The sequence below is a fragment of the Streptomyces sp. NBC_01508 genome (assembly GCF_045040315.1).
Taxonomy (GTDB): Bacteria; Actinomycetota; Actinomycetes; order Streptomycetales; family Streptomycetaceae; genus Streptomyces.
Map to the genome: position 1 here is coordinate 31,448 of NZ_CP109420.1, position 26,468 is coordinate 57,915.

Annotated in this window: 36 protein-coding genes and 1 pseudogene; 31 read left to right on the forward strand and 6 right to left on the reverse strand. The window is 69.8% G+C overall.

Going from position 1 to position 26,468, the window contains the following annotated elements:
• Window positions 1-39 precede the first annotated feature (39 nt).
• Complete coding sequence (locus OG700_RS37055; protein ID WP_331762419.1) at window positions 40-822, forward strand: dihydrofolate reductase family protein; 783 nt, start codon at window positions 40-42, stop codon at window positions 820-822.
• On the opposite strand, the gene OG700_RS37060 is transcribed toward OG700_RS37055, so the two are convergent.
• Genes OG700_RS37060 through OG700_RS37075 form a run of 4 tightly spaced genes read right to left on the reverse strand, consistent with a single transcriptional unit; the run spans window position 783 to window position 3,443 of the window.
• Window positions 783-1,079 (reverse strand): hypothetical protein, encoded by a 297-nt coding sequence (locus OG700_RS37060; protein WP_331762421.1) that lies wholly within the window; start codon window positions 1,077-1,079, stop codon window positions 783-785. The genes OG700_RS37055 and OG700_RS37060 overlap by 40 nt on opposite strands.
• Window positions 1,076-1,858 (reverse strand): glycosyltransferase, encoded by a 783-nt coding sequence (locus OG700_RS37065; protein ID WP_331762423.1) that lies wholly within the window; start codon window positions 1,856-1,858, stop codon window positions 1,076-1,078. Before OG700_RS37065 ends, OG700_RS37060 begins: the two co-directional genes overlap by 4 nt.
• On the reverse strand, window positions 1,855-2,631 hold the full coding sequence (locus OG700_RS37070) for a glycosyltransferase (protein WP_331762425.1): 777 nt from the start codon (window positions 2,629-2,631) through the stop codon (window positions 1,855-1,857). Before OG700_RS37070 ends, OG700_RS37065 begins: the two co-directional genes overlap by 4 nt.
• Complete coding sequence (locus OG700_RS37075; RefSeq protein ID WP_331762427.1) at window positions 2,622-3,443, reverse strand: GntR family transcriptional regulator; 822 nt, start codon at window positions 3,441-3,443, stop codon at window positions 2,622-2,624. The genes OG700_RS37070 and OG700_RS37075 overlap by 10 nt, the downstream gene beginning before the upstream one ends.
• A 180-nt stretch (window positions 3,444-3,623) precedes the next feature.
• Between OG700_RS37075 and OG700_RS37080 the strand changes: the two genes are divergently transcribed.
• From OG700_RS37080 to OG700_RS37220, 29 genes and pseudogenes are all read left to right on the forward strand, one after another.
• Entirely contained in the window at window positions 3,624-4,028 is a 405-nt protein-coding gene (locus tag OG700_RS37080; protein WP_331762429.1) for a hypothetical protein, read from the forward strand.
• 612 nt (window positions 4,029-4,640) lie between these two features.
• Window positions 4,641-4,886 carry a hypothetical protein gene (locus OG700_RS37085; RefSeq protein WP_331762431.1) on the forward strand — a complete coding sequence of 82 codons (246 nt, stop codon included), beginning with the start codon at window positions 4,641-4,643 and terminating at the stop codon, window positions 4,884-4,886.
• Window positions 4,887-5,655: 769 nt separating this feature from the next.
• Entirely contained in the window at window positions 5,656-5,868 is a 213-nt protein-coding gene (locus OG700_RS37090; RefSeq protein ID WP_405622362.1) for a hypothetical protein, read from the forward strand.
• A 109-nt stretch (window positions 5,869-5,977) separates the two neighbouring features.
• Window positions 5,978-6,433 carry a hypothetical protein gene (locus OG700_RS37095; RefSeq protein WP_331762435.1) on the forward strand — a complete coding sequence of 152 codons (456 nt, stop codon included), beginning with the start codon at window positions 5,978-5,980 and terminating at the stop codon, window positions 6,431-6,433.
• Window positions 6,433-8,565, forward strand: a complete 2,133-nt coding sequence (locus OG700_RS37100; RefSeq protein ID WP_331762436.1) for a hypothetical protein — start codon at window positions 6,433-6,435, stop codon at window positions 8,563-8,565. The genes OG700_RS37095 and OG700_RS37100 overlap by 1 nt, the downstream gene beginning before the upstream one ends.
• Window positions 8,566-8,745: 180 nt before the next feature.
• The gene (locus tag OG700_RS37105; protein WP_331762438.1) at window positions 8,746-10,245 is read left to right on the forward strand and encodes a hypothetical protein; all 1,500 of its coding nucleotides are present in this window, start codon (window positions 8,746-8,748) and stop codon (window positions 10,243-10,245) included.
• Complete coding sequence (locus OG700_RS37110; protein ID WP_329156361.1) at window positions 10,242-10,424, forward strand: hypothetical protein; 183 nt, start codon at window positions 10,242-10,244, stop codon at window positions 10,422-10,424. Before OG700_RS37105 ends, OG700_RS37110 begins: the two co-directional genes overlap by 4 nt.
• A gap of 147 nt (window positions 10,425-10,571) precedes the next feature.
• Window positions 10,572-11,069, forward strand: coding sequence for a hypothetical protein (locus tag OG700_RS37115; protein ID WP_331762440.1), 498 nt, complete (start codon window positions 10,572-10,574; stop codon window positions 11,067-11,069).
• Complete coding sequence (locus OG700_RS37120) at window positions 11,056-11,493, forward strand: RRQRL motif-containing zinc-binding protein (protein WP_329156363.1); 438 nt, start codon at window positions 11,056-11,058, stop codon at window positions 11,491-11,493. The genes OG700_RS37115 and OG700_RS37120 overlap by 14 nt, the downstream gene beginning before the upstream one ends.
• Before the next feature lie 127 nt (window positions 11,494-11,620).
• Window positions 11,621-11,854 (forward strand): hypothetical protein, encoded by a 234-nt coding sequence (locus OG700_RS37125; RefSeq protein ID WP_329156365.1) that lies wholly within the window; start codon window positions 11,621-11,623, stop codon window positions 11,852-11,854.
• A complete protein-coding gene (locus tag OG700_RS37130) occupies window positions 11,851-12,450 on the forward strand; it encodes a hypothetical protein (protein ID WP_329156367.1) in 600 nt (199 codons plus the stop codon). The genes OG700_RS37125 and OG700_RS37130 overlap by 4 nt, the downstream gene beginning before the upstream one ends.
• Window positions 12,451-12,462: 12 nt before the next feature.
• Entirely contained in the window at window positions 12,463-13,152 is a 690-nt protein-coding gene (locus OG700_RS37135) for a hypothetical protein (protein WP_329156369.1), read from the forward strand.
• A gap of 92 nt (window positions 13,153-13,244) precedes the next feature.
• On the forward strand, window positions 13,245-13,712 hold the full coding sequence (locus tag OG700_RS37140) for a Pycsar system effector family protein (protein ID WP_329156371.1): 468 nt from the start codon (window positions 13,245-13,247) through the stop codon (window positions 13,710-13,712).
• On the forward strand, window positions 13,709-13,855 hold the full coding sequence (locus OG700_RS37145) for a hypothetical protein (RefSeq protein ID WP_329156373.1): 147 nt from the start codon (window positions 13,709-13,711) through the stop codon (window positions 13,853-13,855). The genes OG700_RS37140 and OG700_RS37145 overlap by 4 nt, the downstream gene beginning before the upstream one ends.
• Before the next feature lie 3 nt (window positions 13,856-13,858).
• Window positions 13,859-14,428 (forward strand): hypothetical protein, encoded by a 570-nt coding sequence (locus OG700_RS37150; protein ID WP_331762446.1) that lies wholly within the window; start codon window positions 13,859-13,861, stop codon window positions 14,426-14,428.
• Window positions 14,429-14,541: 113 nt separating this feature from the next.
• Window positions 14,542-14,925: a hypothetical protein gene (locus OG700_RS37155; RefSeq protein ID WP_331762448.1), complete on the forward strand. Its 384-nt coding sequence runs from the start codon at window positions 14,542-14,544 to the stop codon at window positions 14,923-14,925.
• Between the two features lie 96 nt (window positions 14,926-15,021).
• On the forward strand, window positions 15,022-15,681 hold the full coding sequence (locus OG700_RS37160) for a hypothetical protein (protein ID WP_331762450.1): 660 nt from the start codon (window positions 15,022-15,024) through the stop codon (window positions 15,679-15,681).
• An 86-nt stretch (window positions 15,682-15,767) separates the two neighbouring features.
• The gene (locus OG700_RS37165; protein WP_331762452.1) at window positions 15,768-16,400 is read left to right on the forward strand and encodes a hypothetical protein; all 633 of its coding nucleotides are present in this window, start codon (window positions 15,768-15,770) and stop codon (window positions 16,398-16,400) included.
• A gap of 224 nt (window positions 16,401-16,624) precedes the next feature.
• Window positions 16,625-16,678, forward strand: a pseudogene (locus OG700_RS37170) (hypothetical protein); the annotation flags it as partial.
• Window positions 16,679-16,948: 270 nt separating this feature from the next.
• Window positions 16,949-17,206, forward strand: a complete 258-nt coding sequence (locus OG700_RS37175; RefSeq protein ID WP_405622368.1) for a hypothetical protein — start codon at window positions 16,949-16,951, stop codon at window positions 17,204-17,206.
• Between the two features lie 133 nt (window positions 17,207-17,339).
• Window positions 17,340-18,014: a GGDEF domain-containing protein gene (locus OG700_RS37180; protein WP_331762456.1), complete on the forward strand. Its 675-nt coding sequence runs from the start codon at window positions 17,340-17,342 to the stop codon at window positions 18,012-18,014.
• Window positions 18,011-18,448: a hypothetical protein gene (locus tag OG700_RS37185; RefSeq protein ID WP_331762458.1), complete on the forward strand. Its 438-nt coding sequence runs from the start codon at window positions 18,011-18,013 to the stop codon at window positions 18,446-18,448. The genes OG700_RS37180 and OG700_RS37185 overlap by 4 nt, the downstream gene beginning before the upstream one ends.
• Window positions 18,445-18,999: a WhiB family transcriptional regulator gene (locus OG700_RS37190; protein ID WP_331762460.1), complete on the forward strand. Its 555-nt coding sequence runs from the start codon at window positions 18,445-18,447 to the stop codon at window positions 18,997-18,999. The genes OG700_RS37185 and OG700_RS37190 overlap by 4 nt, the downstream gene beginning before the upstream one ends.
• Entirely contained in the window at window positions 18,999-19,847 is an 849-nt protein-coding gene (locus OG700_RS37195) for a histone-like nucleoid-structuring protein Lsr2 (protein ID WP_331762462.1), read from the forward strand. Before OG700_RS37190 ends, OG700_RS37195 begins: the two co-directional genes overlap by 1 nt.
• Before the next feature lie 3 nt (window positions 19,848-19,850).
• Window positions 19,851-20,342: a hypothetical protein gene (locus OG700_RS37200; RefSeq protein WP_331762464.1), complete on the forward strand. Its 492-nt coding sequence runs from the start codon at window positions 19,851-19,853 to the stop codon at window positions 20,340-20,342.
• Between the two features lie 10 nt (window positions 20,343-20,352).
• Window positions 20,353-21,063 (forward strand): hypothetical protein, encoded by a 711-nt coding sequence (locus tag OG700_RS37205; RefSeq protein ID WP_331762466.1) that lies wholly within the window; start codon window positions 20,353-20,355, stop codon window positions 21,061-21,063.
• Between the two features lie 68 nt (window positions 21,064-21,131).
• On the forward strand, window positions 21,132-21,710 hold the full coding sequence (locus OG700_RS37210; protein ID WP_331762468.1) for a hypothetical protein: 579 nt from the start codon (window positions 21,132-21,134) through the stop codon (window positions 21,708-21,710).
• Complete coding sequence (locus OG700_RS37215) at window positions 21,680-22,075, forward strand: hypothetical protein (RefSeq protein WP_405622372.1); 396 nt, start codon at window positions 21,680-21,682, stop codon at window positions 22,073-22,075. Before OG700_RS37210 ends, OG700_RS37215 begins: the two co-directional genes overlap by 31 nt.
• A gap of 73 nt (window positions 22,076-22,148) precedes the next feature.
• Entirely contained in the window at window positions 22,149-22,466 is a 318-nt protein-coding gene (locus OG700_RS37220; RefSeq protein WP_405622374.1) for a hypothetical protein, read from the forward strand.
• Window positions 22,467-22,696: 230 nt separating this feature from the next.
• On the opposite strand, the gene OG700_RS37225 is transcribed toward OG700_RS37220, so the two are convergent.
• Together OG700_RS37225 and OG700_RS37230 are read right to left on the reverse strand one after the other, a co-directional pair.
• Window positions 22,697-23,674 carry a ParB/RepB/Spo0J family partition protein gene (locus OG700_RS37225; RefSeq protein ID WP_331762474.1) on the reverse strand — a complete coding sequence of 326 codons (978 nt, stop codon included), beginning with the start codon at window positions 23,672-23,674 and terminating at the stop codon, window positions 22,697-22,699.
• The gene (locus OG700_RS37230) at window positions 23,671-24,819 is read right to left on the reverse strand and encodes a ParA family protein (protein ID WP_331762476.1); all 1,149 of its coding nucleotides are present in this window, start codon (window positions 24,817-24,819) and stop codon (window positions 23,671-23,673) included. Before OG700_RS37230 ends, OG700_RS37225 begins: the two co-directional genes overlap by 4 nt.
• 346 nt (window positions 24,820-25,165) lie before the next feature.
• On the opposite strand from OG700_RS37230, the gene OG700_RS37235 reads away from it, so the two are divergent.
• Window positions 25,166-26,167: a hypothetical protein gene (locus tag OG700_RS37235; protein WP_331762478.1), complete on the forward strand. Its 1,002-nt coding sequence runs from the start codon at window positions 25,166-25,168 to the stop codon at window positions 26,165-26,167.
• The last annotated feature ends 301 nt before the right edge of the window (window positions 26,168-26,468 follow it).

A 26,468-nucleotide genomic window follows, 5' to 3' on the forward strand; every position in this document is an offset into this window, starting at 1 on the left:
GATCACCTGGGCTGTCGCCTCCCTGCCAGACTCTCGCGCATGCAACGTCTTTTCCCAGTCGCCGAACCGGCCCCCGCCGATCCCGTTGAGCTCGACTACTGGCTGGCGCGCGAGTACGGGTATCCGTCGCGCTCCTGGGTCCGGGCGAACATGGTTGCCTCGCTTGATGGAGCTTCGGCCTGGAAGTCTCGATCGGCTGGGCTGTCCGGGCGAACGGATCAGATCCTGCTCGCGGTCTTGAGGGCGCTCGCCGACGTCATCCTGGTGGGGGCTGAGACCGCCCGTCGCGAAGGGTACGGCCCCGCCGACGCGCATCCGAACCTTGCGAGTGCTCGCCTTGCCGCGGGCCGTCCCGCCACGCCACCGATTGCCGTGGTCAGCCAGCGACTGGAACTGGCGGACGGCCTTCTCGATCGTCAAGCGCCTCCCGGATCGCAGACGCTGGTCATCACGTCTCGCGGCGCACCGCCCGCAGGCCGACGGTCCCTTGAGGAGCGTGGTCTCGAAGTCATCGAGGCCGGCGAGGACGAGGTCGATGTCCGAGAGGCGCTCCGCATTCTTGGTGCGCGTGGTATGACCGCCGTGCTGAGCGAAGGTGGGCCGCGCGTACTCGCGCAGTTGCAGCGCCACGGGCTGCTGGATGAGCTCTGCCTGAGTATCGCCCCACGGATGGTGGCTGGAGATGCCTCCCGGATCGTCAACGGGACCGGGGAGGAGCTCACCGAGCTGCGCTTGACGGCGCTGTTGGAGGCTGACGGGTTCCTCTTCACTCGGTACGGCCGTCACTCGGACTCCCCCGTTGGGCGTTTGATCCCGGACTGAGTACGGCACTCCTCCTGCACCCGTTCGATCACCTCGCGGGCCTCGCGGATTTTCGCGTCGAGCTTGTCCAGGACCCAGATCTGCCCCGCCATACCCAGGGAGGGGTTGTCACCCAGCTCGTCGATTTCGCCCGGAGCGATCCATTTGCCGTTGGAGCTCCGGCGGTTCACGATGTCGGCGGCTTCGCGAACGACGGCGTTCATGGCGCGCTGAATTTCCCAGCGCACGTCCTTTGACCAGCGAGGATTGTCCGTCACTTCGCCCTCCTCAACGAGTGGTTCGGTTGCGGTTGTGAGAGCACGTCGACCAGCGCGTGGAGCGCTTCAGCATGCTCGCCCATGACGCGCATGCGCGCTTCCCACTCCGGTCCGTGGGAATGCCGTACGTCAGCACTGATCTGCCCGCTGTGCTTTCGGTAGTGGAGACCAACCTGGGGGATGAACCAGCCCATGGACAGGGCGTCGAGCCCCAAGAGCAGGCCCGTGTCGCCGGATGAGGGCAGAGCCATCCATCCCCCGAGGGCCATCACCAGCGACCGGCGTGCGCACAGGGTTGCCGGATGCACTTGCGGCCGTCGGGCGGATTGCCAGTGGCTCAGTACGGCGCCCCGCTGGAGGACGCCCGTGGGCGGGTTTCCCGGGAACGATTCGAGGGTTCCGTCGGGGAGCAGATCGAGCACCGCGGAAGTCGTCCAGCCGATGTCATCGCGTTCCATCAAGGCATTGATGTCACGGGCCAGAGCGTCCTTCGTGAGGAGATCGTCCGCGTCGAGCGTCTTGATGAGTTCACCTGACGACCGGCCTAGGGCCACTGTCCGAGCCACGTGTGGACCACCACGGCGGGAGCTCGACACGTGAATGCGAGGGTCCACCGGAACATGTGCACCAGCGCCAACGTCTTTGCCGTCCTCTTGGATCAGCCACTCCCAGTCCCAACTAGCGGGAAGAGCCTGCTTTATCAGCGACTCGTACGTGCTGTGCAGGTAGCTGACACCGGCCTGGTGCACCGCAGTAATGATCGAAATCGTCCTGGTCATCTCTGGCCCTCCTGGCTGCGTGACGCCCAGCGCCACCCTGACGACTGGAGTGAGTCGAGGCGAGACACGATCGCAGCGTGCAAGACGCTGAATTCGTCCTCATCGCGGTACCCCCGCTGAGCAGTCGTCTGCGACGGGTGCTTTCGATAGACACCGCCGGGCTCGCCGATCATGCGTCCCGGTGACACGGCTGCGCACACGAGAACGAGCGCCAGAGCCTCCAATGCTGGAAGCGCCGGCCACCCACCCACCGCGCGAACCAGTTCAGTCCGCGCCGTGAGATGCGTACCGACGACTGGGAAACGATCAGCCTCGAACTGCTCCCGCAGCTGCTGGATCGTCAGGGGGCCGGCGGGGGGGTCGTACGGACCAGCGACGAACGTGCCGTCAGGCAGCAGGTCCAGGCAGCCGGAAATGCACCACCCAATCTCAGGGAAGGCGTAAACCGTCTCGATGTCGCGAGCGAGCGCTCCGTCCGTCAGCAGATCATCCGCGTCGAGAGCGCGGACAAGAGCGCCGCGGGCTCGCGCAAGGCCCAAGGTCCGGGCGACACCAGCACCGCCCCGAGCGCCTTTGGCGAAGCGCACGCGCTCGTCCTCAGCCGAAAGTACTGTGGCGGGGCTTCCTGACCGTCCGTCCTCTTGGACGATCCACTCCCAAGCCCAGCCTTCTGGCAGGGTCTGATTCTTGAGCGATTCGTACGCTTCCGCCAGGAACGCATGCCCGCCGTCGTACACGGGAGTGATGATGCTGATGAGAGGCACTACTTCCACCGCTCAAGCGGAGTCGTGTAGATCAGCTCAGCTCGATCTCCAGGCAGCGGAATGTCCGACACCTCAACTGCCTCACCACCCACTGCGTAACTGATCTTGCGTACGCGCAGAAGCGGGATCGCAGGGGGGATGTCCAGCAACCGCTGTTCCTCTGGGGTCGGCATGGAGGCGACTACCCGATCTTCGATGCGGTCCAGTTCGACGCCAACGGTGTAGAGCTGGTGCATTGTGCCGCCAGCCCAAGGCTCGCGGTCGGCATCCAGGAGATCGGGGTTCTGGCTGACCAGGCTGTACGGGAGGTAACTCGTGGAACAGCTGGCCCCGGCCTTTGCCACATGCCGCCGTGTAAAGGTGCGACGCAGAAGTTGGTCCTCGTCCGTGACGCCGAGGATTGCCCGAATATCGTCCGGGCCAGGTACCACTTCGTACAGATAGACCGCCTCATGCAGGCTATGTACGGACATCCCGCTATCAGCCTCGGCTACGCCGTATCCGGCGCGCTCCTCCTCCGGCAGAAGCACCTCGACCTTCTCCCGCAGGTAGCGGGCATTATGCCGCTTGACCTGCTGCGGACGGACGCGCACCCAGGTGCGTCCTCCTGCCGGTCCGGTGAGCACCCCTGCGGCTTTCAGCCCCGAGATCACCTTGCTGATGGTGTTCTTGTTGACCCCGTACTGGGCGGCGAGCGCGGCAGTGGTCGGCAGCTGATCACCAGGGCGTAGCTCACCACGGTCGATCGATGCCTGCAGCTCGCCAGCGAGGCGGCTGGCGTCGTAGGGAGCAGACGCATCCCCTGGTGTCTTCGTGCTCATGGCGTGCACCTTTCCAGATCAGCGACTGCGTAGCAACACCTTCCTAGGAAACATACCAACCTTCCTAGGAAGGTGTTGACGGGGTGCCCCTCCTTCTGCAAGTCTCTGTCTCGCCGGTCCTTCCTAGGAAGGTTGAGGGGTCGGTGCTGACCGTGCCTGCCCGGAGAGAGGACCACCCCAATGAACACGACCCGCCGCCCCACTGCCGGCCTCGTCACTGAGGTTTTCGACATCGAGACCCAGGAGCTCCTGGACGTGCTCACCGTGGAGCTGCCGGATTTCGGCGACGTCGATATGGACATCGCGTTCGGTACGCCACTCGCGATGTACGAGGCCGGCCTCCTCCCTGACGAGCAGGTCACCGGCGGCGAGGACATGAGCCCCGAGGCGTTCCTGGACGCGCTCATCGCCGCCGACGCCGCCCGCCGGGCCCGGATGCACGCGGCCCGCGACATCACCGCCGCCGACCCGACCATCACGGCCTTCGTCCGCGAGCGCCTGGTCGACGTGCTCCTCCCCTACGCCGCGCAGCTGCGCATCGCGCCGCCGGCCACCGCCACGGAGCCTCTGCCGCTCGCGGCCTAGCTCCAGCCGGGTCCCTCGCGGACCCGGCTCCCCCACCCGGAACCGCCCCTGGGCGGCGCCGGATGAGGGAGCCGGACCCTCGGTCCCCGATTGACCGCTCGGAGGAAAGCCCGCAGGGGTGAGTACGAAGGAAGCGGCTGTTACTTGAGAACTCAACAGCGTGATCCACCACCGCAGTTCCGGCCGTGACCGCACCGGCCGGAGGTGAGTGGAAACCCGTCGTGAGGCGCCATTACCCCTGGTGGTGGCAGTCGGCACGTGCAATGACCCGTCAGGCGCCCTGAGCTTGGGGTGGCCCGGTGCAGTACCAACCGGGCGCTCATTACTGATGGCGAGTGCGGAGGGCCTACAACCCCACGACGTAAAGAACGACGCGACACGCTCCCAGACCCTCGGCACCCAGTCCCAGCCGAGGCGAGGAGCCGCGTCGGGACTGAGGGAACCTCGTTCTCCCTCTCAGCACACAAGGCGAGCAGCGCGGCGGCAGAGGCCGCGCCCCCTTTTTTGCAGCCCCGCGCTGCCCAGTCGCTCACCGCCCGCTTCGGCGGTCGGTGAGCGGTGGAGAGCGCGGAGGAATGCCCCGCTCCACCATCCACCCCGGCAGGAGAGCCCATGGATTCCCTGATCAACCACCAGTTCTTCGGCCCGACTCCGGCGACCCGCTACAACGTCGCCGGACTGAGCTCGGATGAGGCGTACCGCCTGATCGGCGCGAACACGATGGCTGGCTTCGAGCCGGTCGTGCACAACCGCACCGCGAAGGGTGAGCAGTTGCGGACTCGGGACGGCAACCGCCTCACCGTCGTCGCGCTGCACGGTACCGGCGTGATGAGCGCGCTCGAGTTCGAGCAGGTCTGACGGCTGCCTGATCCGCCCGCACCGGCCCCGGCCGGAACGGGCGGTGACGGGGAGCTGGACAGCCCGTCCCGCACCACAAGGACAGCCCCGAGGATCGCACCCCCGGGGCCGTCAGGACCTGATGTGGAGGCCCGATGAACATCATCACACGCAACCAGGCTGACGAGGCGCTGCGCAGGGCGCAGGAGGCCGACCGCCGCAACGCGCAGGGCGGTGGTCAGCGATGACCGAGGCCGAACGCGAGGAGCTCTCGCGGAAGAACGCGGAACAGAACCGGCAGTCGAGCGGATCGAACGCCGGCAAGAAGTGACCCTCTGGATCACCCGGGCCCGGACCGCGCAGCACACCGCGGCCCGGGCCCTCGCCGTTCACGGCATTCATCACCCGCTCGCCCAGGCCCTGCTTGTTGCCGCCGCCGCGGCTGCCGCCAGGGCCTGGGCGGCTGGACACCCGGTGCACGGCCTGCACGCCCCTGCGGATCACCCTCGGCCGACGTTGCGATCCGCCCCCTGATCCATCAACTGACCCCGGAGGTAAGCGCTATGCGCTTCATCTATCTGCTCGGTATGGCCGGCCCGGTCATCGTCATCGCCACGGTGCTCCTGGCCCGCTGACCCGCACACCGCGCTTCCTGCGTTGCCCAGTCGCCACCGGCCCGCCCCGCGCGGTCCGGTGGCGGTGGAGAGCGAAGGAGCACCCGCTTCCCCCGCTCGGTTCGGCCCTCGCGGCTGGAGAGCACTTCCCCGACTCCCCGTCCTTGGAGGACCTCGTGATCAGCCTTCCCCTGTTCCTGCTCGCCGGTGGCGCCACGTACCTGTTCTGGCGCTCCGACATGCGAGCGGGCGTCATGATCGCCGCGCTCGTCTGCGGCTACGCCCTGGCCACTTCCCCGCTCGCCGGTGCCATCAACGGCATGGGCAGCGGAATCAGTACGGCCGTGCAGAACGCCGGAAACGACCAGGCCAGCACCAGCAGTCGGTGAGTTTGCCGTCTGCCCGTGGCTCCGGGCCCCGGCCCGGGACCGCGGGGAGGTGACAGCACCCCCGCCCGCACAACCCCTCTCATCCCTTTTCAGGAAGGAACCACCCGGCATGAGCGACGGCGACCCGGTCGGCTCGAACCTCGGACAGCTCATCAAGCAGCTGGACGCGATCGAGTTCAAGACCGACCGCGACCTCTACAACTACGCCAAGATCCTGCGCGCCATCGGCTTCGAGCTGTACATGCGCATCGGGATGGACGCCGACATGGTCACCGCCATCCTGTCCCAGTACAAGGGCAAGTGGTGGACCTTCGGTGCCCAGTCCAAGATCCGCGCCAAGCTGGTCGGCGGCCACCTCCGCGCCGGTTCCACGGCCGCGAAGGTCTTCGGTCTGAGCGGCGTGAAGATGTACGCCAGCTTCGTCAAGCACTTCATCCGACCCGAGCAGGAAGCCGAAGCCGATGCCCGCAAGGGCAAGGGCAAGGGCAAGCCCGGGTTCTCCATCGGCGACAAGCCGAGCACTGGATCCGCCGGCCGCCCCGGTGAGGAAGGCAGGGCTGCCTGATGGCACGCCGCGTCTCGAAGTCGAAGCCGATCGATACCCGTACCGAGGATGAGCAGCAGCAGGACCGCGCCCGGCGGCTCCGCTTCGTCGGGCCCTGGGCGGTCACCGCTCTGGGGCCCGTTCTGGTGGAGGGCGGCCACCTGGCCGTCGCCGGGAACCCGGCCGCGCTCGCCCTGGCCACCCTGGGCATCGCGGGCACCGGCACCGCGCTCTGCAAGTTTCTCGGTCACCTGGACAGCAAGGCCAAGCGGGACAAGGACACCGTCCGGCTGCACCAGGTCAACACGATCGTGGTCACTGCGGCCGCGACGCTGGGCACCATCACCGGCGTCGACACGGCTGAGACCGCCGGCGCCTGGGCGCTGGGCGGCATCGGCCTCTCCCTGGCGAACAACCTCTGGTCGGCCTTCCACGCGAAGAGCACGCAGAAGGGCGCCAGCAAGTGGGAGAAGCTGGAGTCGGAGATCGGCCTGGCCAAGCACGAGCTGAAGGACGCTCAGTCCAACGGCAAGGGCACGGTGATCGCCAAGGTGGAGGCCAAGGACGGGGCGACTGCGGACGATCTGGTCCGCAGGATCCCCGCCATGGCGGCCGCCATGAAGATCGGCAAGGGGCGCATCACCCACACCGTGGACGATGACGACTCCTCCCAGATCACCGTGCGCGTCCAGGTCGCCGACCTCCTAAAGGAGGGCTTCCCCTGGCGCGGCCCGTCCGCGTTCGGTGCGTCCATCGGCGACGTGCCGATCCGCACCGGCCGCTACGAGGACGGCGAGGACCTCCTGCTCAACCTCACCGGGATGCTCCGTGACCCGGGCCCGCTGACCAACGGCAACGTCGAACACGCCATCGCGATGGGCGTGAACGGCGCGGGCAAGACCCAGGGCAACCAGCTGATCATCGTCGAGTGCGGCACCCGTACTGAGGTGTCCGTGATCGCGATCGACTGCTCGAAGTTCCAGCAGGACTTCGGGCACGTGCGGCACGGCATCGAGTGGCCGATCGACAAGAAGGACGCAGCCCGGCGGTTCTTCAAGCTCCTGCCCAACGCGATCGAGAAGCGCACCGACTTCCTCGCCGCCAAGGGCATGAGCAAGTGGGAGCCCGGCTGCGGCCTCAACTTCCTCGTGATCGTCGGTGAGGAGGCCGCGGACTTCGCCGCCGACAACGAGCACTACCAGAAGATCCTCCGCACGGCGCGCGCCGCCGGTATCTGGATCCTGACGTCCATCCAGCGCGCGACGCACAACAACATGGACACCGACTCCCGGGCCAACTCGCCCGCAGGGCTGTGCTTCGGCCTCCGCGACGGCGCGGACGCCCAGTACTGCCTTCCCGACGAGGCGACCGACGCCGGTGCCTGGCCGCAGTGGGGCAACCGCAAGCCCGGCTACCACTACGCGGCGGGTCTGGGTATCCCGGAGGACCGGTGGCACATCACCGCCCGCACCGAGCTGGCCACCAAGAAGGACCAGGCCGACGCCGTCACCGCCGGCGCGGCGATCCGCACCCCGCTGGACACGATCACCGCCGACGCGTTCGGCGACCTGTACGTCAACCGCACCACGTACGACACCCCCCTGCTGCCCAAGGAAGAGGGAGAGGAGAGCAGCCCGCAGCAGGCGGCCTCGGCCCCCACCGCCATGGCGACCGCCTCGGTCACCCCGGCGGCGCCGGCCTACTCCGGACCGCCCGAGGAGGAGATGGACGACGTGGACGAGGACACCATGGCGGCCGAAGTCGAGGAGCTCAACGAGATGCTGAAGAACGTGCTGGCGGAGGACCCCGAGCCCGGCGAGTACGACAACCTGCGCATCGAGGACGACATCGAGCCCCCGGCCGACGACGCCCCCGTGTTCAGCCTGGGCGGCCCCGTCGACGACGCCGACAAGCTGACCGGTGAGCAGGGCCGCCAGGAGCTGTACGAGCGGCTCGACAAATGGGTTCGCGAAGGCAAAAACAGCTTCGCCCCGCGAGATGTCACCGACATCTACATGAAGGTCAACCTCGCCGACACCAAGCGCTGGTTCTACCGCGAGCGCGACCGGCTGATCAAGGACGGAGTGATCTCCGAGGATGAGTCGGACGAGGGCTTCGGCCTGTACGACATCCTCCGCTCCCCCCTCTCCTGAGAGTACGGAGAGTAACGAAAACCGGGTGCGCATGGTGCGCAGCGTCGCGCACCGTGCGCACCCGTCCCCGCCCCAGGTAAGGGGCGCGCACCCTGCCCGCGCACCACCCAATGCGTACCCATATGTCCCCCACGCACGGTGCGCGACGCGCCTCCGCGCACCTTACGGAAGGTAACCAACATGAGTGCCCCGACCGTTCCCCGGCCGACACCGGCCGGGGCCCCCAGAACCCCCGCGCCGGTCAGTGCCGACGACGCTTCGAAGGCCAAGAAGTCCATCGGCAAGCTGGACGAGGCCCTGGCCATGGTCACCAAGGCGCTGCTCACCCTCGGGGGCGGCGCTTTGATCTTCACTTGTGTGAATGTGACCCTGTTCGGCATCTCCCACCAGATCCCCTGGTACATCGCCTGGATGCTGGACCCGCTGGCCAGCCTCGCCCTGATCACCGTCCTGTACGTCGACGGTGTCCTCGCGGAGCACGGCGGTGACTACAAGCCCGGCGGCTGGCCGTTCCTGCTGCGCTGGACCGCCGGCCTTTCCACCTGGGTGATGAACTGCTGGACCAGCCTGTACCCCGACGGGCACTTCCACTTCGTCCCGCAGAAGCCGGACGCCGGCGGAATCCTGCTCCACTCCGTCGCCCCGGCCCTGCTGATCCTGCTCGCGGAAGCCGCCACCGGCTACCGCAAGTACGCCACCCGGCGCCGCGGCGAACTCACCGCGACCATCGCGCAGTTCGAGAGCGCGAAGGCCGCGGAACGCGAGGCAGCCGAAAAGCGAGCCCGCGAGAAGGAAGAACGCGAGGCGGCCGACAAGCGCGAGGCGGCAGAACGCGAGGCCGCCGCGAAGCGCGCGGACGCAGAACGCGAGGCCGCCCGGCGCGAACGCGAGGAAATCGCGAGGCTCGAAAACGAGCGGCGTACCGCAGAAATCGAGGCGGCCGACCGGACCCGCCGCGCAGAAATCGCGGCAGACCGCGAGCGGCTCGCGCTCACCGAGCGCACCGCAGAAATCGAGACGACGCGGCGCAAGACCGAGGCCGAGATCGAGGACCGCCGCCGCCGCGAGCAGTGGGAGCGGGAGCAGGCCGAACGGGACCGTGAGGCCACCCGCCAGGCGGAGATCGTCAAGGCAGAAGCGCAGGCAGAGGCGCTGCGCAAGGAAGCCGACGCCCAGGCGGAAGCCCTGCGCCGGGAGGCCGAAGCCGCCGCTGATGCCGAGCGGATCAGGGCTGAGGCCGAAGCCCGCGCCCTGGAGGAAGCCGAGAAGATCAAGCGGCAGCGCGCCCTGGAGCGGGCCGCCGCCAAGGCTCGCGGAACCTCGGAAAGTGCAGTCGCCCGCGCCTCGATTTCTTCGGGCCGCGCCTCGGAAAGTGGGGTCGCGCTCAGCGCGGTACCCGCCCTGACCGCCTCGGAAAACGGCGGCCGCGTCCCTCGCGAAGTGCGCGAGCAGCAGCGTGACGAAGCCGAGCGGTACATCGCGAAGTGCTCGCTGTCCGGTCTCGCACCGGATCTGGAGCGCCTCGGAAACCAGTACGGCAAGGGCGAGACGTGGGTCGGAGACCGCGTCCGCACCGCGAAGAAGCGCCTCGCGGAAGAGGACGGATTCGAGGAGTCGGTCATCGCCGACGCCCTGGACGTCTTCGAGGACGACGACAGCGAAAGCGTCGGTGCGGCATGACCCACCGGCCGGAAGAAGAGGAAGAGGACACCGTGGACACGGACTTCGAGTTCGACTTCACCCACCTGGGCACCGAGCCGGTCGCCCTGCTCCCCAAGGCCGGCCCCGGCCACCCGACGACGATCCTGATGCGCCGGGACGAGCTGCTGCCCACGCGGTGGCGGCACCTGACGGACTGACGTACCCGCCGCGCTTCGACGGCTCCACTGGCCTCCGGGGATGAATCAAGCACCCCCGGAGGCCGGTGAAGAGGCCGAAGCCTCCCCGGACGATCTCACGCCAAATGACATTCGCCCGAGCTCCCCAAGCAGAGGAGAGACCCCATCATGCCGTCTTACGGCGAGCAGCCCCAGCCCACCTACTACCCGACGCCGCTGCCGCCCCAGTACGGGCAGCAGCCCGCCCCGCAGTACGGCCAGCACGTCGTCCCGCTCCCCCACGGCAGCGTCGTCTACCCGTCGACCGCCGGCCTGGACGGCGTCGTGATGATGCCGGGCCCGAACGGCCAGCCCGTCGCGTACTACACGGCGCCGCCCGCCCCGGCCCCGCAGGCGTACGTCTCCCCGCTCCTCGTGAAGGCGGCGCTGGTCGCGTTCATCGTCGGAGTCGCCGGAGTCGGCGTCTACTTCCTGGCCGCCGCGCTGATGGAGCTCGCCAAGGCGGTCGCCATCCTGGCCGCCGTCGGCCTGGGCGGCTTCGTCCTCATCAAGATGCTCGCCACCGGCCCCGGCCAGGGCGGCTCGGTCAACGTCCAGGCCCGGGGCCGCGCCAAGGTCCAGGTCCACACCGGCCGCGGACACAACCGAGGCCGTGGCCGCCGCTGAACCGGCGTCCCCGCCGGCCGTCCGGGACGTCGACATGTACGCCGACCCCACCGGGGCCCTGCCCGTGCACCGCTGGAGGCAGGCCCCGAAAGGGCTCGCGACCAGGCGGCAACTGCGGGAGCGGCGGTTACGGCCCGGCGGCCAGGACCCGGTCGCGGTCATCGAGTGCCGGGGCGGCAAGCGCATGGCGTGGTTGTACGAGATCAAGAAGGCCAAGCCGATACGGCCGATGACCTTCGCCATGGAAGTCGCCCTCGACAAGGCGATGGCCGCCCGGCAGACCTGCCCGAAGTGCGCGCGCCGGTACTACCACTGCCTCCCTTTACGCACCCTCGGATCGTGCCTGGAGTGCTACGACGGCACCCCGGCCGCACCCGACAGCTACATGCGACACAGCGTCGGTCAACTGGCCGCCGCAGCCTGAGCGTTCACCCCTGACGGCTGCCTGATCCACCCGTACCGCACGCTGCGGGCCGGGTGGTGACGGGGAGCCGGGCAGACCGGCCCCGCGCACATGACCTGTCCCCTGTGCCTGGGAGTGCCCACCTGTGATGGCGAAGAAGCCGCCCGCCGTGATCGGCGTTCTGACCGAACCCGCCCCGCCCACCTGGTGGAGAGCCCACCGCCACCAGGTCCTGCTGATCGTCGGGATCTTCCTCGGCTGGCAGCTGTGCGGAGCAAGCAGCGGAGCCGCCGATCACGACCAGCACGGCCCCGACCGCCCCGCCCACAGCGTCACCCCGTCCGCGACGCCGTCGACCACCTCGAAGGAGAACCACCGGTGAGTGAGCCCGACAAGTCCCGCGAGCCCGACCCCGCCGTTCCGCCGCTGGACACCATCCCCGACAGCCAGCGCGTCCCGCCGCCCCGGCGGCCGGCCCCGCCCCGCCCGCAGCCGATCAACGCCGCCGCCGACATCCCGCCCGGCGCCATCGCCGCCTTCGGCGTCGTCGGCCTGGTTGCCCTGGTCCTCGTCCTGAAGTGGGGCATCCCCAAGGGCATCGACTGGTATCACCACCAGGACTGGGCGTGGTTCACGCAGTGGACCGCCACCGTCGCCGACCCCGTCCACGCCTACCTGAGTGCGCACACGGTCGGCCTGCCCCTCACGGCCACCAGCGCGTTCGTCATCTGGCAGGGCGTCGGCATCGCCTCCCTGGCCCTGTCCTGGTTCACCGGCGCCGTCGGCGCCCGGCTGACCTGGACCGCACACGGGGCCTGCTCGGTGTTCATGGTCTGGGACGCCTCCCCCGCCGCCGGCCGCCCCGTCGCCGCCGCGCTCGCGGTCCTGGCCTGGACGATCGGCAGCTTCCTCGCCCTGCGCGGCCTGTCCCTTCGCCCGCTGATCCACCTGCACAACCACAACCACCCCGCTCGCTGAAAGGACGTCGTCATGCTCCGGATCATCAGCACGGACCGGCTCGCCGAGCTGGACAACCTCGCCTCCGCGTTCCCCATGGTCCGGAGCAAGTGCGACCGCCTGGAAAAGGACCTCGAGGCGGAACAGCGCCTCACCAAGAGCCTCACCGCGAAAGCGGAGCAGGCAGACGCCCGCTTCCGCCAGGAGCTCACGGACCTCGGTCAGCAGGCCGACGCCCGCGTCGCCGAAGCCGCGGCCTCGGTACGGCGGACACAGCAGCAGAGCAACGCCCTGATCGACGCGGCCGTGCAGCGGGCGAACGGCATCGAGCGCCGGGCCGATGAGAAGGTCCGGCAGCTGAACGCGGAGATCGAGCAGCTCAAGGGCAAGCTGCCCCACCCGCTGTCCAACCCGGAAGGCGTCGTCGCCCGGTACCAGAACCTGGTCGGCGCGCTCATCGACCTCACCCTGTTCGTCACCGAGGACACCAACGCGGAACCCGGCTACGGCTACTCCTCCAAGTGCGTAGACCTGAAGCTGGTCAGTCTCTGCTCCGGCTGCGGCTATCGCGAGGAGGAGACCCGCGAGTCGGTGTACGACACCCCCGAGTCCCGCAGCAACTTCCTGGAGAACACCTACGAGGGCGGGAAGCTCAAGCGCTGGGCGCAGGAGCACGCGGAGGCGTGCCGGGCCGTTGCTCTCCCTCTCCAGCGCGCCGCCTGAACCGGTCTGACGGTTGCCTGATCCACCCGCCCCGCGCTGCGGGCCGGGTGGTGACGGGGAGCCGGACAGCCCGGCCCGGATGGGAGTCCCACGTGACCACCGCACCCCTCACCATCGTCGGCGACCGGAACCGAGACGCGGCCTGCGCCGCCGTCACCGGTGAGATCGCCCGCACCGACAGCAAGGCCAGCCTGCTGCTCGCCTTCGACGGAGCGGTCCTCGCCGGTCTGGCCAGCGTCGCCGACAAGGACCTGCCCGGGTTCACGAAGGTCGTCGGCGGCGTGGCCGTCCTCGCCCTCGCCGCCGCAGCCGTCTTACTCCTCCTGGTCGTCCGGCCCTGCCTCACCGTCGGCGCCGCCGCGCCGGGCACCTTCCCGCAGTGGGCGCGCCTGGAGGAAAACGAGATCGAGGTGGCGATGGAGCAGGACCACCGCCTTGCCCGCATCAAGGCGCTGTCGACTCTCGCGGCCCGCAAGTTCCAGCGCCTGGCTTTGGCGGTCGACGTCATCCTTGCCGCGCTCGCCCTGCTGACCGTCGCCGCGATCGGGGTGCTGGTGTGAGCACCTTCCACCAGGCCGCCGGCTACCTCATCACCGTCGCCAGCTTCGCCGGGGCGCTCGCCATGCCGTTCGTGGTCGTCGCCGCCCGCCGGTCCCTCGCCCGCATCCACGCCAGCGCCCAAGCCGACCAGAAGGAGCAGTAGCCCATGGCACTCACCCTCTTCCGCCCCCGCACCCCCGCCGCGCCGGAGTTCACCCCCGAGCCGTGGCCGGAGATCGGCGAGACCTGGAAGCCCGAGGGCGTGATCGTCACCCAGCGCTTCCTCGGACTGGCCGGTGCCGTCGTCCTCGTCTACACCGCCGACGCCGGGGTCAACGGCACCTACTACGCGGTGACCTGCCTGGGCTGCTCCTACCGCACCCGCTCCAAGGCCGACACCAACTACATCTCCTCCGAGCAGGCGGGCGGCGAGATCGCCAACACCCACGCCGCTCAGTGCCGGGCGCTGCCCCGGGATCTGCCGCCCCGTCCCGACGACGGCACCGCCCGCGAGATCGTGCGCCGGCGGCTGCACGCGGAGCGCCGCTCCGACTACGACGTCACGGTCTACCTCACCAGCTTCCACCTGGACCGCCTCGCCCTTCAGCGCTCCACGGAGTGGATCGAGGAGGAACTGCAGCGCCTCGCGGACACCCAGCCGGAGATCCTGACCGCCAAGCCGCGCCCCTACGGCACCGGCACCGAGTTCACGATCCTGCGCTTCCCCAAGGTCTGACCGGTCGCTCTCCGTACGGCCCCGCCCCGCCGTTCGCCGGCGGCCGCGCGGGGCCGTTCGGTGTCCGCCCGGTCAGCCAAGACCAGGCGACCGGCCCTCCCCCGGAGGTCACCGTGTCCCTCGCCCGCCGCTCCCTGATAGAAGCCGCCGCCGCCCGCTTCGGCTGGCGCCGCGCGTACGGCGGAACCACTCAGGTCGACAGCCTGCTGAGCGAGCAGACCGAGACCGCGTACACCGGGGCCGCCGACCACGCGGCCCTGGCCACCGCGAAGAACACCGACGCCCTCGCCGTACAGCCCGGCGTCCTGGACGTCCGCGGCCGCGTCCTGGCCGACGTCCTCTACCTCGAAGGCGTCCTGACCGGCGCCCGCAACCGCGGCTTGCCCCCGGAGCTCATCGAGCGCCTGGAGGACGCCGTCGACCACGGCCACGAGATGACCGTGCTACTCGCGGACACCGTCCGCACCACCGCCGCCGCCCACGCGGCCGGCCACTGAGCGCCCGGGGCGGCCGCAGGCATCGAACCAGGCCGCCCCGGAGCACGCCCCTCCCCCTCTCAGAGCGCATCCGACAGATGAAGGAGCTCCCCCATCATGACCTCAACCCCGCGCCGGACCGCCCACCAGATCGCCAGTTCGATGATCGAGGGCGCGAGTATGGCGTCCGCGCTGATCGGCGGCGCGGCCGGTGCCTACGTCGGCTATCAGATCGCCCCCGTCTCCTGGACCGACGGAGCCACCATCGCGTTCGCCGGGGCGGTCGTCGTCGTCGGTGCTGTCGCCGTCGACGGTCTCGTCGAACTCGTACTGACCCCGCTGCGGCGGCTGCTGAACAACAGCCGTTACCGCGTGCCGAACAAGAACGTTCCGGCCCTGCCCGGTTCGCTCGCCGACAGCATCACCACCGTCGCCGCAGTGGCTGCCCGCGACGCCGCCGGCCAGGCCGCGCTGGCCGCCCGGATCAAGCTGGACCGTTCCGACGACGGGTCGTTCCTCACCGTCGCCGAACGGTGGGGCGGTTACGAGAACGGCGAGGCCAGCCTGTTCCTCGCCCCCGGCGTCCAGCTGCACTTCGTCTGCGTCGCCGACAACTACGGCGCCAGCGACAGGAAGTTCACCCTGCTGACCGCTGAGCAGGACGCACCGGTCGCCATCACCAGCCTCGCCCAGCTCCACCAGCACCTGACTGCCCGCGAGGCCGGCCTGCCGGTCTCCCAGCCGGTCGACAACCACAAGGCGCTCTCTGCGGCCTGACGGACTGCCCGTTCCGCCCCGGCCTCGAGGGCCGGGGCGGTGCGGTGGCCAATCAGCCCACCCCACCGAGCCGGAAGGCACTGAGCATGCCGAAGTCCACGCCCAACCAGGTGTCCATCGCCCGCGACGGGCTGTTCACCTCGCGCCGCCTGACCGCCCAAATCGCCGACATCGCGCCCACCGCGCAGAAGCTGGTGAAACAGCACTTCGGCCGACGCCCGCTCACCGCCGTGGAACTGGTGGTCACCACCACCAACCGGATCGGCCGCCACGCCGCCACGGCGCAGGGCACGGCCGCCGGGGTCCCCGCCAAGGTCCACATGGAGAAGGTGCTCAGCTTCACCTCGAAGCCGGGCGACCTGTACTCCGTCGCCGTGATCGCGCCGAAGAAAACGATCCTGGTCCTGCTCAACTCCAAGCGGCTGCGCCGCCGCAAGGGCGAGATCGGCGCCAACCTCGTCTTCGCGTTCGTCGAGGTCGACCAGCTGTGCCGCAAGGGCGCTCTGGAGCGGCGCATCGCCCTGACCCGGCACGAGATGGGCACGCACATCCTGTCCAAGCGTGACGCGCGCAGTCTGTACCGGATCGAGGCCGAGCTGGAGGCCGAAGCCGAGAAGGTCACCCACCAGATCGTCGGCAAGGTCATCCGGCAGAACCGGCAGGCCGAGAACGAGGCCGCACGCGAGGAAGCGGCCACCGCGCAGAGCACCGCCGCCTGACGCAGCACCGTGCCGCCCCGGCCTCGCCCGCCGGGACGGCACGGTGCCCCGTCAGCCCGCCCCGTCCCAGCAACGAGCGCTACGGCCCGGCACCAGGCCGGGCCGTAGCGCTTCGACGTCCAACTCCCCTGCTCTGGAGGACTCTCGTGAAATTCCCGTGGCTGAGCTGGCCCGACCGCCGCCGGTGGCGCGCGCCGCAGAGCGTCACCGAACTCGGACAGCCGATGGCGCTGTGGCTGGAGGGCGAAATCCGCTCGTGGCCCGGCTACTCCCCGGGCTGGGGCCCGGATGAAGAGACCGCCCACCTGGTCCCCACGCTCGCCGCCCTGTGCCGCCACCGACGGCCGGGGACGACGCCACCGCCGCCCGCTGGTGGCCCCTGGACGCGCTCCCCGACCTCGCGTTCGACCACGCCGAGATCGTGACGGCGGCCGCGAACCGCTGACCCGTCCCGCGCGAGAGCGGCGTTCCTCCGTGCCGCCCCGGCCTCACCGGCCGGGGCGGTCGCGGTGTTCCGCCACGACCAGCGACAGGAAGGAGAGGGCGTCATGCCGCACCTGGAGTTCTACGAGGTGGACGTCCCGATACACGACACCAGCCGGGCGCAGCACGGAGGGCACGTCTTCACCGGCCAGGCGTCCTCGGTCACCGAGGCCCTGAACCGCGCCCACCAGGTCTACGACGCCGCGTTCGCCGCGCGGCAGGCCGGACGCGAGATCCCCGGACAGCAGGACGGCGGCTGGGGAGCACGCGGAGTCCGCGACGGCTGGGAGTTGGACTGGGCGGCGGCGAAGGCCGGCCTCTAGTCCAACCCGTTCAGCTGGAGCAGCAAGAAGCTCTACGAGCTGTAGTTACGCCCCGGAGCAGGCGCCATAGGCGTCGAAACCGTCGCCTGCCCCGGGCCACCCATCCCGTACAAGACGAGAGGGAGTCACCAGTATGACCTCCATCGCACGCGTGCAGGCCCGTCCCGGACAACGCGCGCTTCTCATCACCACCCTCGCGGTCCCGCTCACCGGCTGGACCCTCCACGCGGTAGCCCTGCACCGCCAACTCGCCAACGCTCACCGCGATCCCCTGACCGGTGCTCAGCGCCGCGCGGGGTTCGAGCGTCGGGCACAACACCTCATCGACCGGTACGGCGACACCGTGATGGTCACCCTCATCGACCTCGATCACTTCAAGGCTCTGAATGACGGCCACGGCCACGCGGCGGGCGACCGGGCGCTGACCGCGACCGGTGAGCGCCTGATCGAGTGGGCTGGCAGCCGCGGAGTCGTCGGCCGCCTCGGTGGGGACGAGTTCGCCGTGGCCACGCGGATCGGCCCCAGCCGCCGCGAGGTCCGCCTCGCCCAGCTCGCCCGGACGCTGTCCGAGCCGGTCGACGTCGACGGCCACTTGGTCGACGTCGCCGCCTCGGTCGGCGCCGCCACCCCCGACACCCTGCGCACCCGGGACCTGTCCGCCCTGCTGCGCGGTGCGGACGCCGCGATGTACGCGGGCAAGCACACGGGCATCCCGGTGGTGGCCGGCCGCGAGCACGTGAACGTGGCCAGCATCAACGGTCGCCGCGCCGGACGCCCCGGCACCCACGCGGTGGCGAGGGTCGCATGAGCCAGACACGCGTCGACTGGATCCGGGGCATCACGGTTCGCCAGCCCTGGGCGACCTGCCTCCTCACCGGCGAGAAGACGATCGAAAACCGGCCCTCCCCGGGCTGGCCGCTGGGGCTCTACCTCCTGCACGCCGGACTCGCCGTCGAAGGTGCCGCGCTGCGCCTGCCGCTGGTCGCCACCACGATCCGCGGCCGTCAGCTGGAGCGCGGCGCGGTCATCGGCGTCGCCCGCCTCGCCGACGTCCACGCCGGGGACGGGCGCTGCACCCCGTGGGCCGAGCCCGGCCGGTTCCACCTGGTCTTCGCCGACGTCCAGGAGCTCGCCCTCCCCATCCCGGCGGGCGCGCTCGGACCGTGGAAGCCCAGCGAGGACCTCGTGGACCAGGTCCGCCTCCAGCTCCCCGACCTGCACGCACCGGAGGGAACCTCATGAACGGCAACCGCACCGGCGTCCCCAACGCGCCGGCCATCATCCCCGCCGACGACCGCATCCCCTTCCCTCACACCGAGCAGCCCCTGCGCTGCCGCACGAACCCCGCCCTGTTCGAGATCGAGGACATCCACACCGGCGACAACCGCGACGCCCGGGAGAAGGCGCTCACCAAGGCCACCCACGCCTGCTCCGGGTGCCCGATCGTGCAGGGCTGCCTGAAGTGGGCGCTCGCGAACCCCGACCTGACCAAGACCGGGGTGTGGGCGGCGACCACCGTCCGCGACCGCAAGCAGCTGCGCAAGAACCTCGTGGCACGCCTCGGTGACGACTGGGTCGCGGTGGTGGCCGAACAGGACCGCCGACGTCTGCGGCAGCGGTCGGCGCGCGTCGTCCCGCCCACCGTGCGGGAACAGGCGCTCGCCCGGCTGGAGCTGGAGCTCATCCCGACCCGGCCCGAGCCGTACAACCGCTGGAAGGAACCCATCACCGCCCGACAGGCGGCGTCCAACCGGCACGTGCTGGAGCTGGTCGCCAGCGGCAAGGCCGCGTGATGTTCACCGACTGGACCGAAGCGCTCGAAGCCGATTCGCTGCCCCTTCAGCCGACCCCGGCGCAGCAGCTCGCCGCCGCGGCCCGGGTCACCGCCCGCGCCTCCCGCGACAAGGACGACCTCGGGTTGCTCCTGGACGTCCTCGGGCTGCCCACCGACCCCGACACCCTCACCGCCCTGCTCCCCCTCCTCCCGGAATCCGGAGATGCACCCACCATGACGAACACCACCCCCGCCGCCCCGGCCTTGTCCGCGCACGAGGCCATGGCGATCTCGATGCACAACAACGGCGACAGTCAGCAGGCCATCCGCGAGGCCACCGGCCTGAGCGAGAGCGAGCTCAGCGACTTCATCGCCGACCAGGTCCTCGGACTGCCCCGCACGGTCGCCGACGCCCCGGCCATCAACGTCCCGGTCATCCCCCTGGGCGCCGCTGTCTCCACCGAGGTGCAGGAGCTGCTCGCCTGGGCGGCCGCGCACCCGGCCGCCTCGGTCCGCAGCCGCGCCACCCGCATCACCGCCGACCTCTGCGAGCTGTCTGAGCGCCGCGACAGCGAGGCCGCGCAGCGCGAGGCCGAAGCGAAGGTCGCGAAGGCCAAGGCCGAACTGGAGAAGGCGCAGGAGCAGCTGCGCACCGTGAAGGCCGGCACCCGCACCACGGCGGCCGCGACCGCGCCCACCCCGATCCGTACGGGCCTGGGCAGCGGCCGCACCCGCGAGCAGCTCGCCGCCATCAGGACGTGGGCGCGCGCCAATGGCCACCAGGTCGCCGACGCGGGCATGATGCGCAAGACGGTCCTTCAGGCGTACGACGCCGCCCACCAGGCGCCGGTCCGCAAGGCCGGCTGACCCGTGGACACCGACGCGATAGCCCTGGACGGGTACCTGGACGAAGAGACCGCGCCCGGCGACCTGCACGGATCGACGGCCCGATTCCGGCTCACCGTCTCCCCGACGGACGAGCGCGCGGACGAGATGATCCTGCCCTGCAGCGTCGCCGACTCGGAGCTCGCGCACACCGTGCTCCACGAGCTCGTCCCCGGCGACCAGCTGCGCGTCACCGGCTACCTCCGGCTCCCCCGCACGCCGGACGAGCCGATGTGGCTGATCGTCACCACCCTCGCCGTACTGGAGACCGCGCCCCCGCTGTCCGACCCGGCCGCCGCCGCCACGGCGGTCATCGAGCGGTACGGGCCGTACGTCTGCTGGTTCGACGGGGAGGACAGCGGCGAAGTGCCGGTGTGGACCGAGGCCGGTGTGTGGGTGGGCCACGCCGGTGACCCGAGCGCGCTGGGCGAACTGATCGAGGAGTTCGAGCAGCGCCAGGCCGCCGGCGGCGAGTAGCGGAGCCGCCGTGCCCATCCGTCCCGAGAACCTGCACCGGTACCCGCGCGACTGGAACGAGATCAGCGCGCGGATCCGGTTCGTGAGGGCGGGCGGCCGCTGCGAGTGCACGGGCCACTGCGGTCTGACGCACCCCGGCGGCCGCTGCCCCGCCGTTCACGAGGAGATCCACCCGGACACCGGGTCCGTGGTCGGCCTCACCACCGCTCACCTCGACCACACCCCCGAAGACGTGCGAGAGACGAATCTGCTCGCCGCCTGCCAGCTGTGCCATCTGAGGATCGACCACGGGCACCACCGGGTCACCCGCTCGCTCACCCTCGCCGCCCGCGCGGCCGCCGCCGGACAGCTCGGACTCCTCCCCGAGACCACGCTCGTCCGCACCGAGCCGCCCACCCCGCCGCGCCCCAACCGGGGGCGCGCCCGTACGACCACGCTCCACCAACTCCCCTTCCCCGACCCCGAACAGGAGCAGCCCGTGGCCCGCATCACCATCACGATCGAGTCGCTGCACGCCGACGACACCGTCTGCGAGCACGACCTCCGACCCTCCGGCAAGCCGCGCGACCCGGCCTCCGGCTGCACCGGCCGCACCGGATTCCGCGCCACATGCAGCCACTGCGGGGTCATCTCCTCCGCCTACCTGCGCCTGCTCGTGGAGCCCGAGGCGCGGGCGCACCGCAACGGCCACAAGGCCGCGCCCGTACCGGCCACGTCCTGACCCTCCACCCGCCCGCCGCCGGGGCCCGACTCGGGCCCCGGCGCCCCAGCCGAATGCGAGGGCCGCCGATGTACACCGTCTTCGACCAGTTCACCCGCCGCACCGCCGACGTCACCGCCCAACTCGCCACCCACGGCATCCCGCTCACCGCCCCGGCCGCGCCGCCCGCCGCCCCCGACGACCCGTGGGCCCCCAGCCGCCCTGTGCCGGTCGACCGCTCCACCCTCGCCTGGTGCACCGCCGTGACGATGCTCGCCGACCACCACCACACCCCCATCGGCCGCCAAATCCCTGCCGCCGACGCCCTCCTGCGCGAGAACGGCATCCGGGGACTCGCCACACTCCACTCCGACCTCCACCACGGCGCGCCCGTCGACTACCGCTTCACCCGCTGCCCGTACTGCTCCGGCATCGGCGAAGACCCCACCCGGCCGACATGCCAAGACCTCGGCTGCCCGTCGTGGCGCGAGGACGACGGCCACGGGCACCTGTGCCCGGTCTGCCACGGCGACGACTACCAGCCCCAGTGGTTCGCCGAAACGCACATGGCCGACCTGGGGCAACTGCTCGCCGACGCCATCAAGAACATGGCCCCGCTCCGCACCAGGCTCGGACCGTGGCTGTACCGCCGGGCCCGCAGTTCGTGACGCCCCGCTTTCGCCGCTGCGGGCACGGCACCGGACCGATGCACCCCGACGACCAAGAAGCCGTCGCGGAGTTCACCGCCCTACTCGCCGCCCGCCAGCAGCCGACCCCCTGGACCGGCCGCGGCGACGCCGCCGTACAGGTCGGCGGGCGCGGCGTGGAGCGAGGACGCCCCCTTCCCGATCAGCCGCTGGACGCCGACCCCGTCGCCCTGGTCCTCATCCACCCCGACACCGAGGGCGCCCTCACCGGCGTACTCCACTGCCCCAGGAGTCGGATCCACGGTGCCTGGACCGGCCCGTACCGGCTCCTCACCCACGCCTTCGCCGGACGCACCATCGACCCCGCCATCACCCTGGACGCATAACCCCCGTGCAGCAGATCCGCCACACCGCCGCCCTCGCCGCCACCGTCCTGACCACCGCGCTGACGCTCACCGCGTGCGGCTCCGGCACTCAGTCCCCCGCCCCGACGATCTGAAGAAGGTCACGACCACCCCCGCCGACGGCGAACGCGGACAGCGAGGCATGGTCCGCATCACGCTCACCGGCGCCCAGCTCGTCACCTACCTCAGCCATCTGGACGGCGACGCCCACCCCGGCTGGCTCGGACCCGACTTCCCCGACCAGGAAGCCGTCTCCGGCCGCGTCTACGACGCGCTCGCCCCCGCCATCGACAAGACCACCACCGCACGCTCCGCCACCGACCCCGCCCCCGAAGTCCTCATCGACGACACCCTCGCCACCAAGGCACCCTGACCCACGAAGCGGCCCCTCGCCCCGGGAACATCCGGGGCGAGGGGCCGCCTTTTTGCGTTCCGATACGGCAGGTCCTTGCGCAGCACCCGCGCTGTCCGTTCGCACGCAGCCGCCAGGGCCTCCCGCGCGATCCCATGGATTCGCCCCATACCTGCACGTGAAAGGAGTCTCGCCGATTCGGCGAGACCCCTCTGTATACGGCGCGGTCTTAACCCGGTTAAGGGTTTGGGTCAGTCTCCGCTCACCAGGTTCATCCAGAACTCCCCGGCTTCACGGAAGTTCTCCTCTGTCATCCGCGCCCGCGCCAGCTTCACCAGGGCGTGCGGGTCTTCCCACGGCACGGCGTCCACGGGCGCATCCGTGGTCTCCTCGCTCTTAACCGGGTTAAGGGTCGGCGACTGTGTTTCCTTGGGTTCATCCTGGGGGGTGGCCTGGGGAGGCACCGGGGTGAGCTGAGTCTTGACGGAGCCGCGCGGCTTGCGGGGGGCCTTAACCCGGTTAAGAGCCCTATCCGCCTCCTCGCGCTGCTTCCCGGCGGGCAGACGCCCGATGCGCCGTCCTTCCTTCACCTTCAACTCGCCCGTCTCAACCTTCTTCTGAAGATCCTCAGGGAGCTCCAGGAGCGCGAGACGCTGAGACACCCAGGCGCCGGACTTGCCCAGACGCCTGGCAACCTTCTCCTGAGAACCGTGCTTGCCGAGTAGATCCTCAATTGCGCGGGCCTGATCGATCGGGGGCACGTCCACGCGGTGGATGTTCGCGATCAGCGCTGATTCGAGCATGTCTTCAGCGCTGGCCGCGAGATCGTCGTTGACGTCGATCCGCAGTTCCGCCAGGCCAGCCTCGGTGGCTGCGGCCAGGCGCCGGTTGCCGTCGATGACGACGTACTCGGCTTCACCGATCTCCGCTCCCTGGCCCGGGTGCACGGCCAGGAACGCGGCGCGGCGCACCACGGCGACGGGCTGGAGCTGTCCGCGTTCCTTCAGCGAGGTGGCCGTTTCCCCGACGTCGGTGAGTTCCCCGCGGGGGTTGAACGGGTTGTGTGCCAGGTGCTTCAGAGCGACTGCAGCCGGCGGGCGCTTCCCCTCACCGTTGATGATCTGCTGCCGCGTACGGATACGGCGCGGCTGGGGCTTCTCGCCGCTCTGCCCGTCGTCGCCCATGCTGAAGCCGCGGGTAACGCGCTGGGGCTTCTTGGTCTCGCTCATACCGCAAGTTCCTTCGCCAGGTCGCGCATCGCGTGCGCGTGCTCGCTGTCCGGTGCGTACTCAAGCAGAGGGATCTCTCCGTCTGCAGCCTCGCGGCCTTCCTTCAGATCGCCGATCACCGCCAGGACAGCGGGGGAGGTGCTGAGCTCCCACTGGTCCTTGTTTTCCTTGACGAGCTTGCCGCGGCGGCTGTCGTACGCGTTGACGACCAGACCCAAGTAGTCGACCTGGATGCGCCCCTTCGTGCACAGGTCGTCCTTCTGCGACTTCAGGAGCCGGAAGGCGCGGTGGGACGCCTTGTTGGCCCATACCGGGGTGATGACCCCCGAGCGGTCGGCGAGCTCACCGTCGCGGCGCCGTACGTAGTAGAGCGCCGTGTCCATGTTCAGGCCCAGGCTGGGCGGGCCGTCGATGATGATGACGTCGTAGTCACTCTCCAGGGGCTCCAAGGCCCGCTCGAGGGCGGCCTCGCTGAACGACACCTTCGACAGGGCGACATCACGGAGGAAGGCATCGTCCGATGCCGGCAGCAGATGAAGACGCTCACCGAAGCGCTCCTGGTCCAGTGCGACCAGCAGCTCGTGGATGTCGCCCTTGGCGGTGCCGTCCATGTGCATGAGGAGCGTCTCAACGTCCTCTTCGTACATGACGTCCTCGAAGCCGAGCTCCGCCGTGAGGTGGCCCTGCGGGTCGTAGTCGACGATCAGGACCCGGTGGCCGGCTTCGGCGAGGGCCTGCGCCATACCGCTGGAGATGAACGTCTTGCCGACGCCGCCCTTCTGGTTGGCCACTATGACCCGCAGAACAGGCTGATGAGTCAACGGGGCGCTGGGGGAGGGATGTTTGTCGAGCCAGAGCGTCAACGCCTGGGCGAGGCCCTGTACGTAGGTGACGCCGCGCTTGGTGCAGGCAGCTTTGAACGTCTCCGGCTCTCCAGTCGGCAAGAACGTGCCCCAGGTCTTCGCCCCGTCGGTCTCCACCTCCGGCACGTCCGTCGCGGCGTACCAGGCCTTGATGGCGTGTTCGGTCGCGTCCTGGATGTCCATGCCGTGCTCGAACGCGCGGATCTTCAAATGGCGTCGCAACTTCGGTGTGAGCGAGGTGATTAGTTTCTCTCGATCACCACGCGGGCTTGGGATGCTCATGCGGCCGAATATTACTAGGCCGCTCCTTGGCTGCCTCTCGAACACGCAGAAGAGAACGGGGCGGGCCCTGTCATCGCCGGGCTGAAGTCATCCCAGCCCGGCGACGTGGAGACGCGCCCACGAATGGGTGACGAGCCATCACGCGCGGCGCGGCGCCTGGATATGCTCCGGTCCCGCGGCCGTGGTTGGGCCGGGTTCCCTGGACTGCTTTCGGCCCCATCCGAGCGTCCTCCGGAGGGGACAAAGGAGGTCGGCTTCACACCACAGCACTGCACGCGCACAACATCCGGTAGCGGTTTCCTCCCGCCGTACCGAAGGGCCGACGGTACGGGGACAGGACCCTCCGATGCGTCGTGACCGGATCAGCAAGCGCGCCCAGCGCCGCACCCAGTACACGAACGAGCTATACACACAGGCTCGCTCCAGTCTGTGTCCCGACCAACCACCCATCCCGCCCGCCGCGAGCGAGGACCAGCGCAACTTCGAAGCTGATCTCCTCCACGAGGTCATTGACTCCCACACCGACTTCACGGAGTTCTCCTTCGGGATCCGGTGCGTACGACCGCACCGAGACACCATCGAGCTGACGGTGGAAAATGAGAAGCGCGCAGGCCGGCTCCTGAACCGAATCCTGCCGTCATACGAACCGGACGGCGAAGTACACGGCATGCTCGGCCTGCGGATCCGACAGCGCACCAAGCGTGGCATCGAGATTCACGTCGCGGGTCGGCGTACCTCCGCCTGGCTGACCGGCCTGCCGTCAGCGGCCTGGAAGCGACATGAACTAGCTGTCCTGGAGAACCTGGCCGACATCGCGTGGCATCCATTGTGGCGCGGCGCCCAAGAGTGGTCGGCGGAAGAGCTGGCCTTCGAGCAGCGCTGGAACACCGGGGCATGGGCGCGGCACTTCCAGGCCGGAGCCTGGTGCAGCAGCGGCCTGCTACGGCGTCTGGCGGTCTTCCACACCATCACGCCAGCCGACGCGGTCACCGGCTACAGAGGTCTCGGCATCAACGGATACGAAGGCCTGGGTCCGGTGCGCTGGTGCCTCGACGTCATCCACCGGAGCGGTGTCCCGTACGACAAGGAGACACTGGTGGACGCACTCACCGACTCCGAGTTCGGCTTGCCCGTTGCTCCGGCGCGCCACCTTGACGCCATTTATCCGCCTGATGAGACGAAGAACTGCATTCGCTTGGACGACAACGCCCGTACCGGCCTGGTTGAGCTGCGCTTCCAGACGTTCAACTACCCATCGCTCCAGCTCAGCTCATGCGGGCCCGAATACCGGGATATCGCGGAAGGCGTCGAACGCCGTATCGCTCAGGTCCTCTCCGGGGAGCGATGATCCGGCGGCCGGGTCACGGCCTGGCAGCCCCGGGCGGAAGCATCCGGCGCCGAGGTCGAGGATGAAGGAGTTGAGAACAACGCGGTGGAAGCGCCGGCGCTGGGCGGGGGTGAGGTGTTGGAGGTCGGTGGTGAAGCGGGGGAGGGTCTCGAAGGTGGGCACAGGTCTCCTCCGGGCAGCACGACGAAGCCCCGGCGGTTGCCGGGGGCTGATGTAGGGCGGCGTTCGTTGGTCGTGCGCGTTCCCTGGTACTCGAAAGCACTCGGTACCACTCAGTGGTGCTTGTTGGTGTCGCCCGGGT

What these genes read in the sequence shown, in the direction of transcription:
- OG700_RS37055 (WP_331762419.1), top strand. Translation starts at nt 40, where the DNA reads ATGCAACGTCTTTTCCCAGTCGCCGAACCGGCCCCCGCCGATCCCGTT.
- OG700_RS37065 (WP_331762423.1), bottom strand. Translation starts at nt 1,858, where the DNA reads ATGACCAGGACGATTTCGATCATTACTGCGGTGCACCAGGCCGGTGTC.
- OG700_RS37075 (WP_331762427.1), bottom strand. Translation starts at nt 3,443, where the DNA reads ATGAGCACGAAGACACCAGGGGATGCGTCTGCTCCCTACGACGCCAGC.
- OG700_RS37080 (WP_331762429.1), top strand. Translation starts at nt 3,624, where the DNA reads ATGAACACGACCCGCCGCCCCACTGCCGGCCTCGTCACTGAGGTTTTC.
- OG700_RS37085 (WP_331762431.1), top strand. Translation starts at nt 4,641, where the DNA reads ATGGATTCCCTGATCAACCACCAGTTCTTCGGCCCGACTCCGGCGACC.
- OG700_RS37095 (WP_331762435.1), top strand. Translation starts at nt 5,978, where the DNA reads ATGAGCGACGGCGACCCGGTCGGCTCGAACCTCGGACAGCTCATCAAG.
- OG700_RS37100 (WP_331762436.1), top strand. Translation starts at nt 6,433, where the DNA reads ATGGCACGCCGCGTCTCGAAGTCGAAGCCGATCGATACCCGTACCGAG.
- OG700_RS37105 (WP_331762438.1), top strand. Translation starts at nt 8,746, where the DNA reads ATGAGTGCCCCGACCGTTCCCCGGCCGACACCGGCCGGGGCCCCCAGA.
- OG700_RS37110 (WP_329156361.1), top strand. Translation starts at nt 10,242, where the DNA reads ATGACCCACCGGCCGGAAGAAGAGGAAGAGGACACCGTGGACACGGAC.
- OG700_RS37115 (WP_331762440.1), top strand. Translation starts at nt 10,572, where the DNA reads ATGCCGTCTTACGGCGAGCAGCCCCAGCCCACCTACTACCCGACGCCG.
- OG700_RS37125 (WP_329156365.1), top strand. Translation starts at nt 11,621, where the DNA reads ATGGCGAAGAAGCCGCCCGCCGTGATCGGCGTTCTGACCGAACCCGCC.
- OG700_RS37135 (WP_329156369.1), top strand. Translation starts at nt 12,463, where the DNA reads ATGCTCCGGATCATCAGCACGGACCGGCTCGCCGAGCTGGACAACCTC.
- OG700_RS37150 (WP_331762446.1), top strand. Translation starts at nt 13,859, where the DNA reads ATGGCACTCACCCTCTTCCGCCCCCGCACCCCCGCCGCGCCGGAGTTC.
- OG700_RS37160 (WP_331762450.1), top strand. Translation starts at nt 15,022, where the DNA reads ATGACCTCAACCCCGCGCCGGACCGCCCACCAGATCGCCAGTTCGATG.
- OG700_RS37165 (WP_331762452.1), top strand. Translation starts at nt 15,768, where the DNA reads ATGCCGAAGTCCACGCCCAACCAGGTGTCCATCGCCCGCGACGGGCTG.
- OG700_RS37175 (WP_405622368.1), top strand. Translation starts at nt 16,949, where the DNA reads ATGCCGCACCTGGAGTTCTACGAGGTGGACGTCCCGATACACGACACC.
- OG700_RS37180 (WP_331762456.1), top strand. Translation starts at nt 17,340, where the DNA reads ATGACCTCCATCGCACGCGTGCAGGCCCGTCCCGGACAACGCGCGCTT.
- OG700_RS37185 (WP_331762458.1), top strand. Translation starts at nt 18,011, where the DNA reads ATGAGCCAGACACGCGTCGACTGGATCCGGGGCATCACGGTTCGCCAG.
- OG700_RS37190 (WP_331762460.1), top strand. Translation starts at nt 18,445, where the DNA reads ATGAACGGCAACCGCACCGGCGTCCCCAACGCGCCGGCCATCATCCCC.
- OG700_RS37195 (WP_331762462.1), top strand. Translation starts at nt 18,999, where the DNA reads ATGTTCACCGACTGGACCGAAGCGCTCGAAGCCGATTCGCTGCCCCTT.
- OG700_RS37210 (WP_331762468.1), top strand. Translation starts at nt 21,132, where the DNA reads ATGTACACCGTCTTCGACCAGTTCACCCGCCGCACCGCCGACGTCACC.
- OG700_RS37225 (WP_331762474.1), bottom strand. Translation starts at nt 23,674, where the DNA reads ATGAGCGAGACCAAGAAGCCCCAGCGCGTTACCCGCGGCTTCAGCATG.
- OG700_RS37230 (WP_331762476.1), bottom strand. Translation starts at nt 24,819, where the DNA reads ATGAGCATCCCAAGCCCGCGTGGTGATCGAGAGAAACTAATCACCTCG.
- OG700_RS37235 (WP_331762478.1), top strand. Translation starts at nt 25,166, where the DNA reads ATGCGTCGTGACCGGATCAGCAAGCGCGCCCAGCGCCGCACCCAGTAC.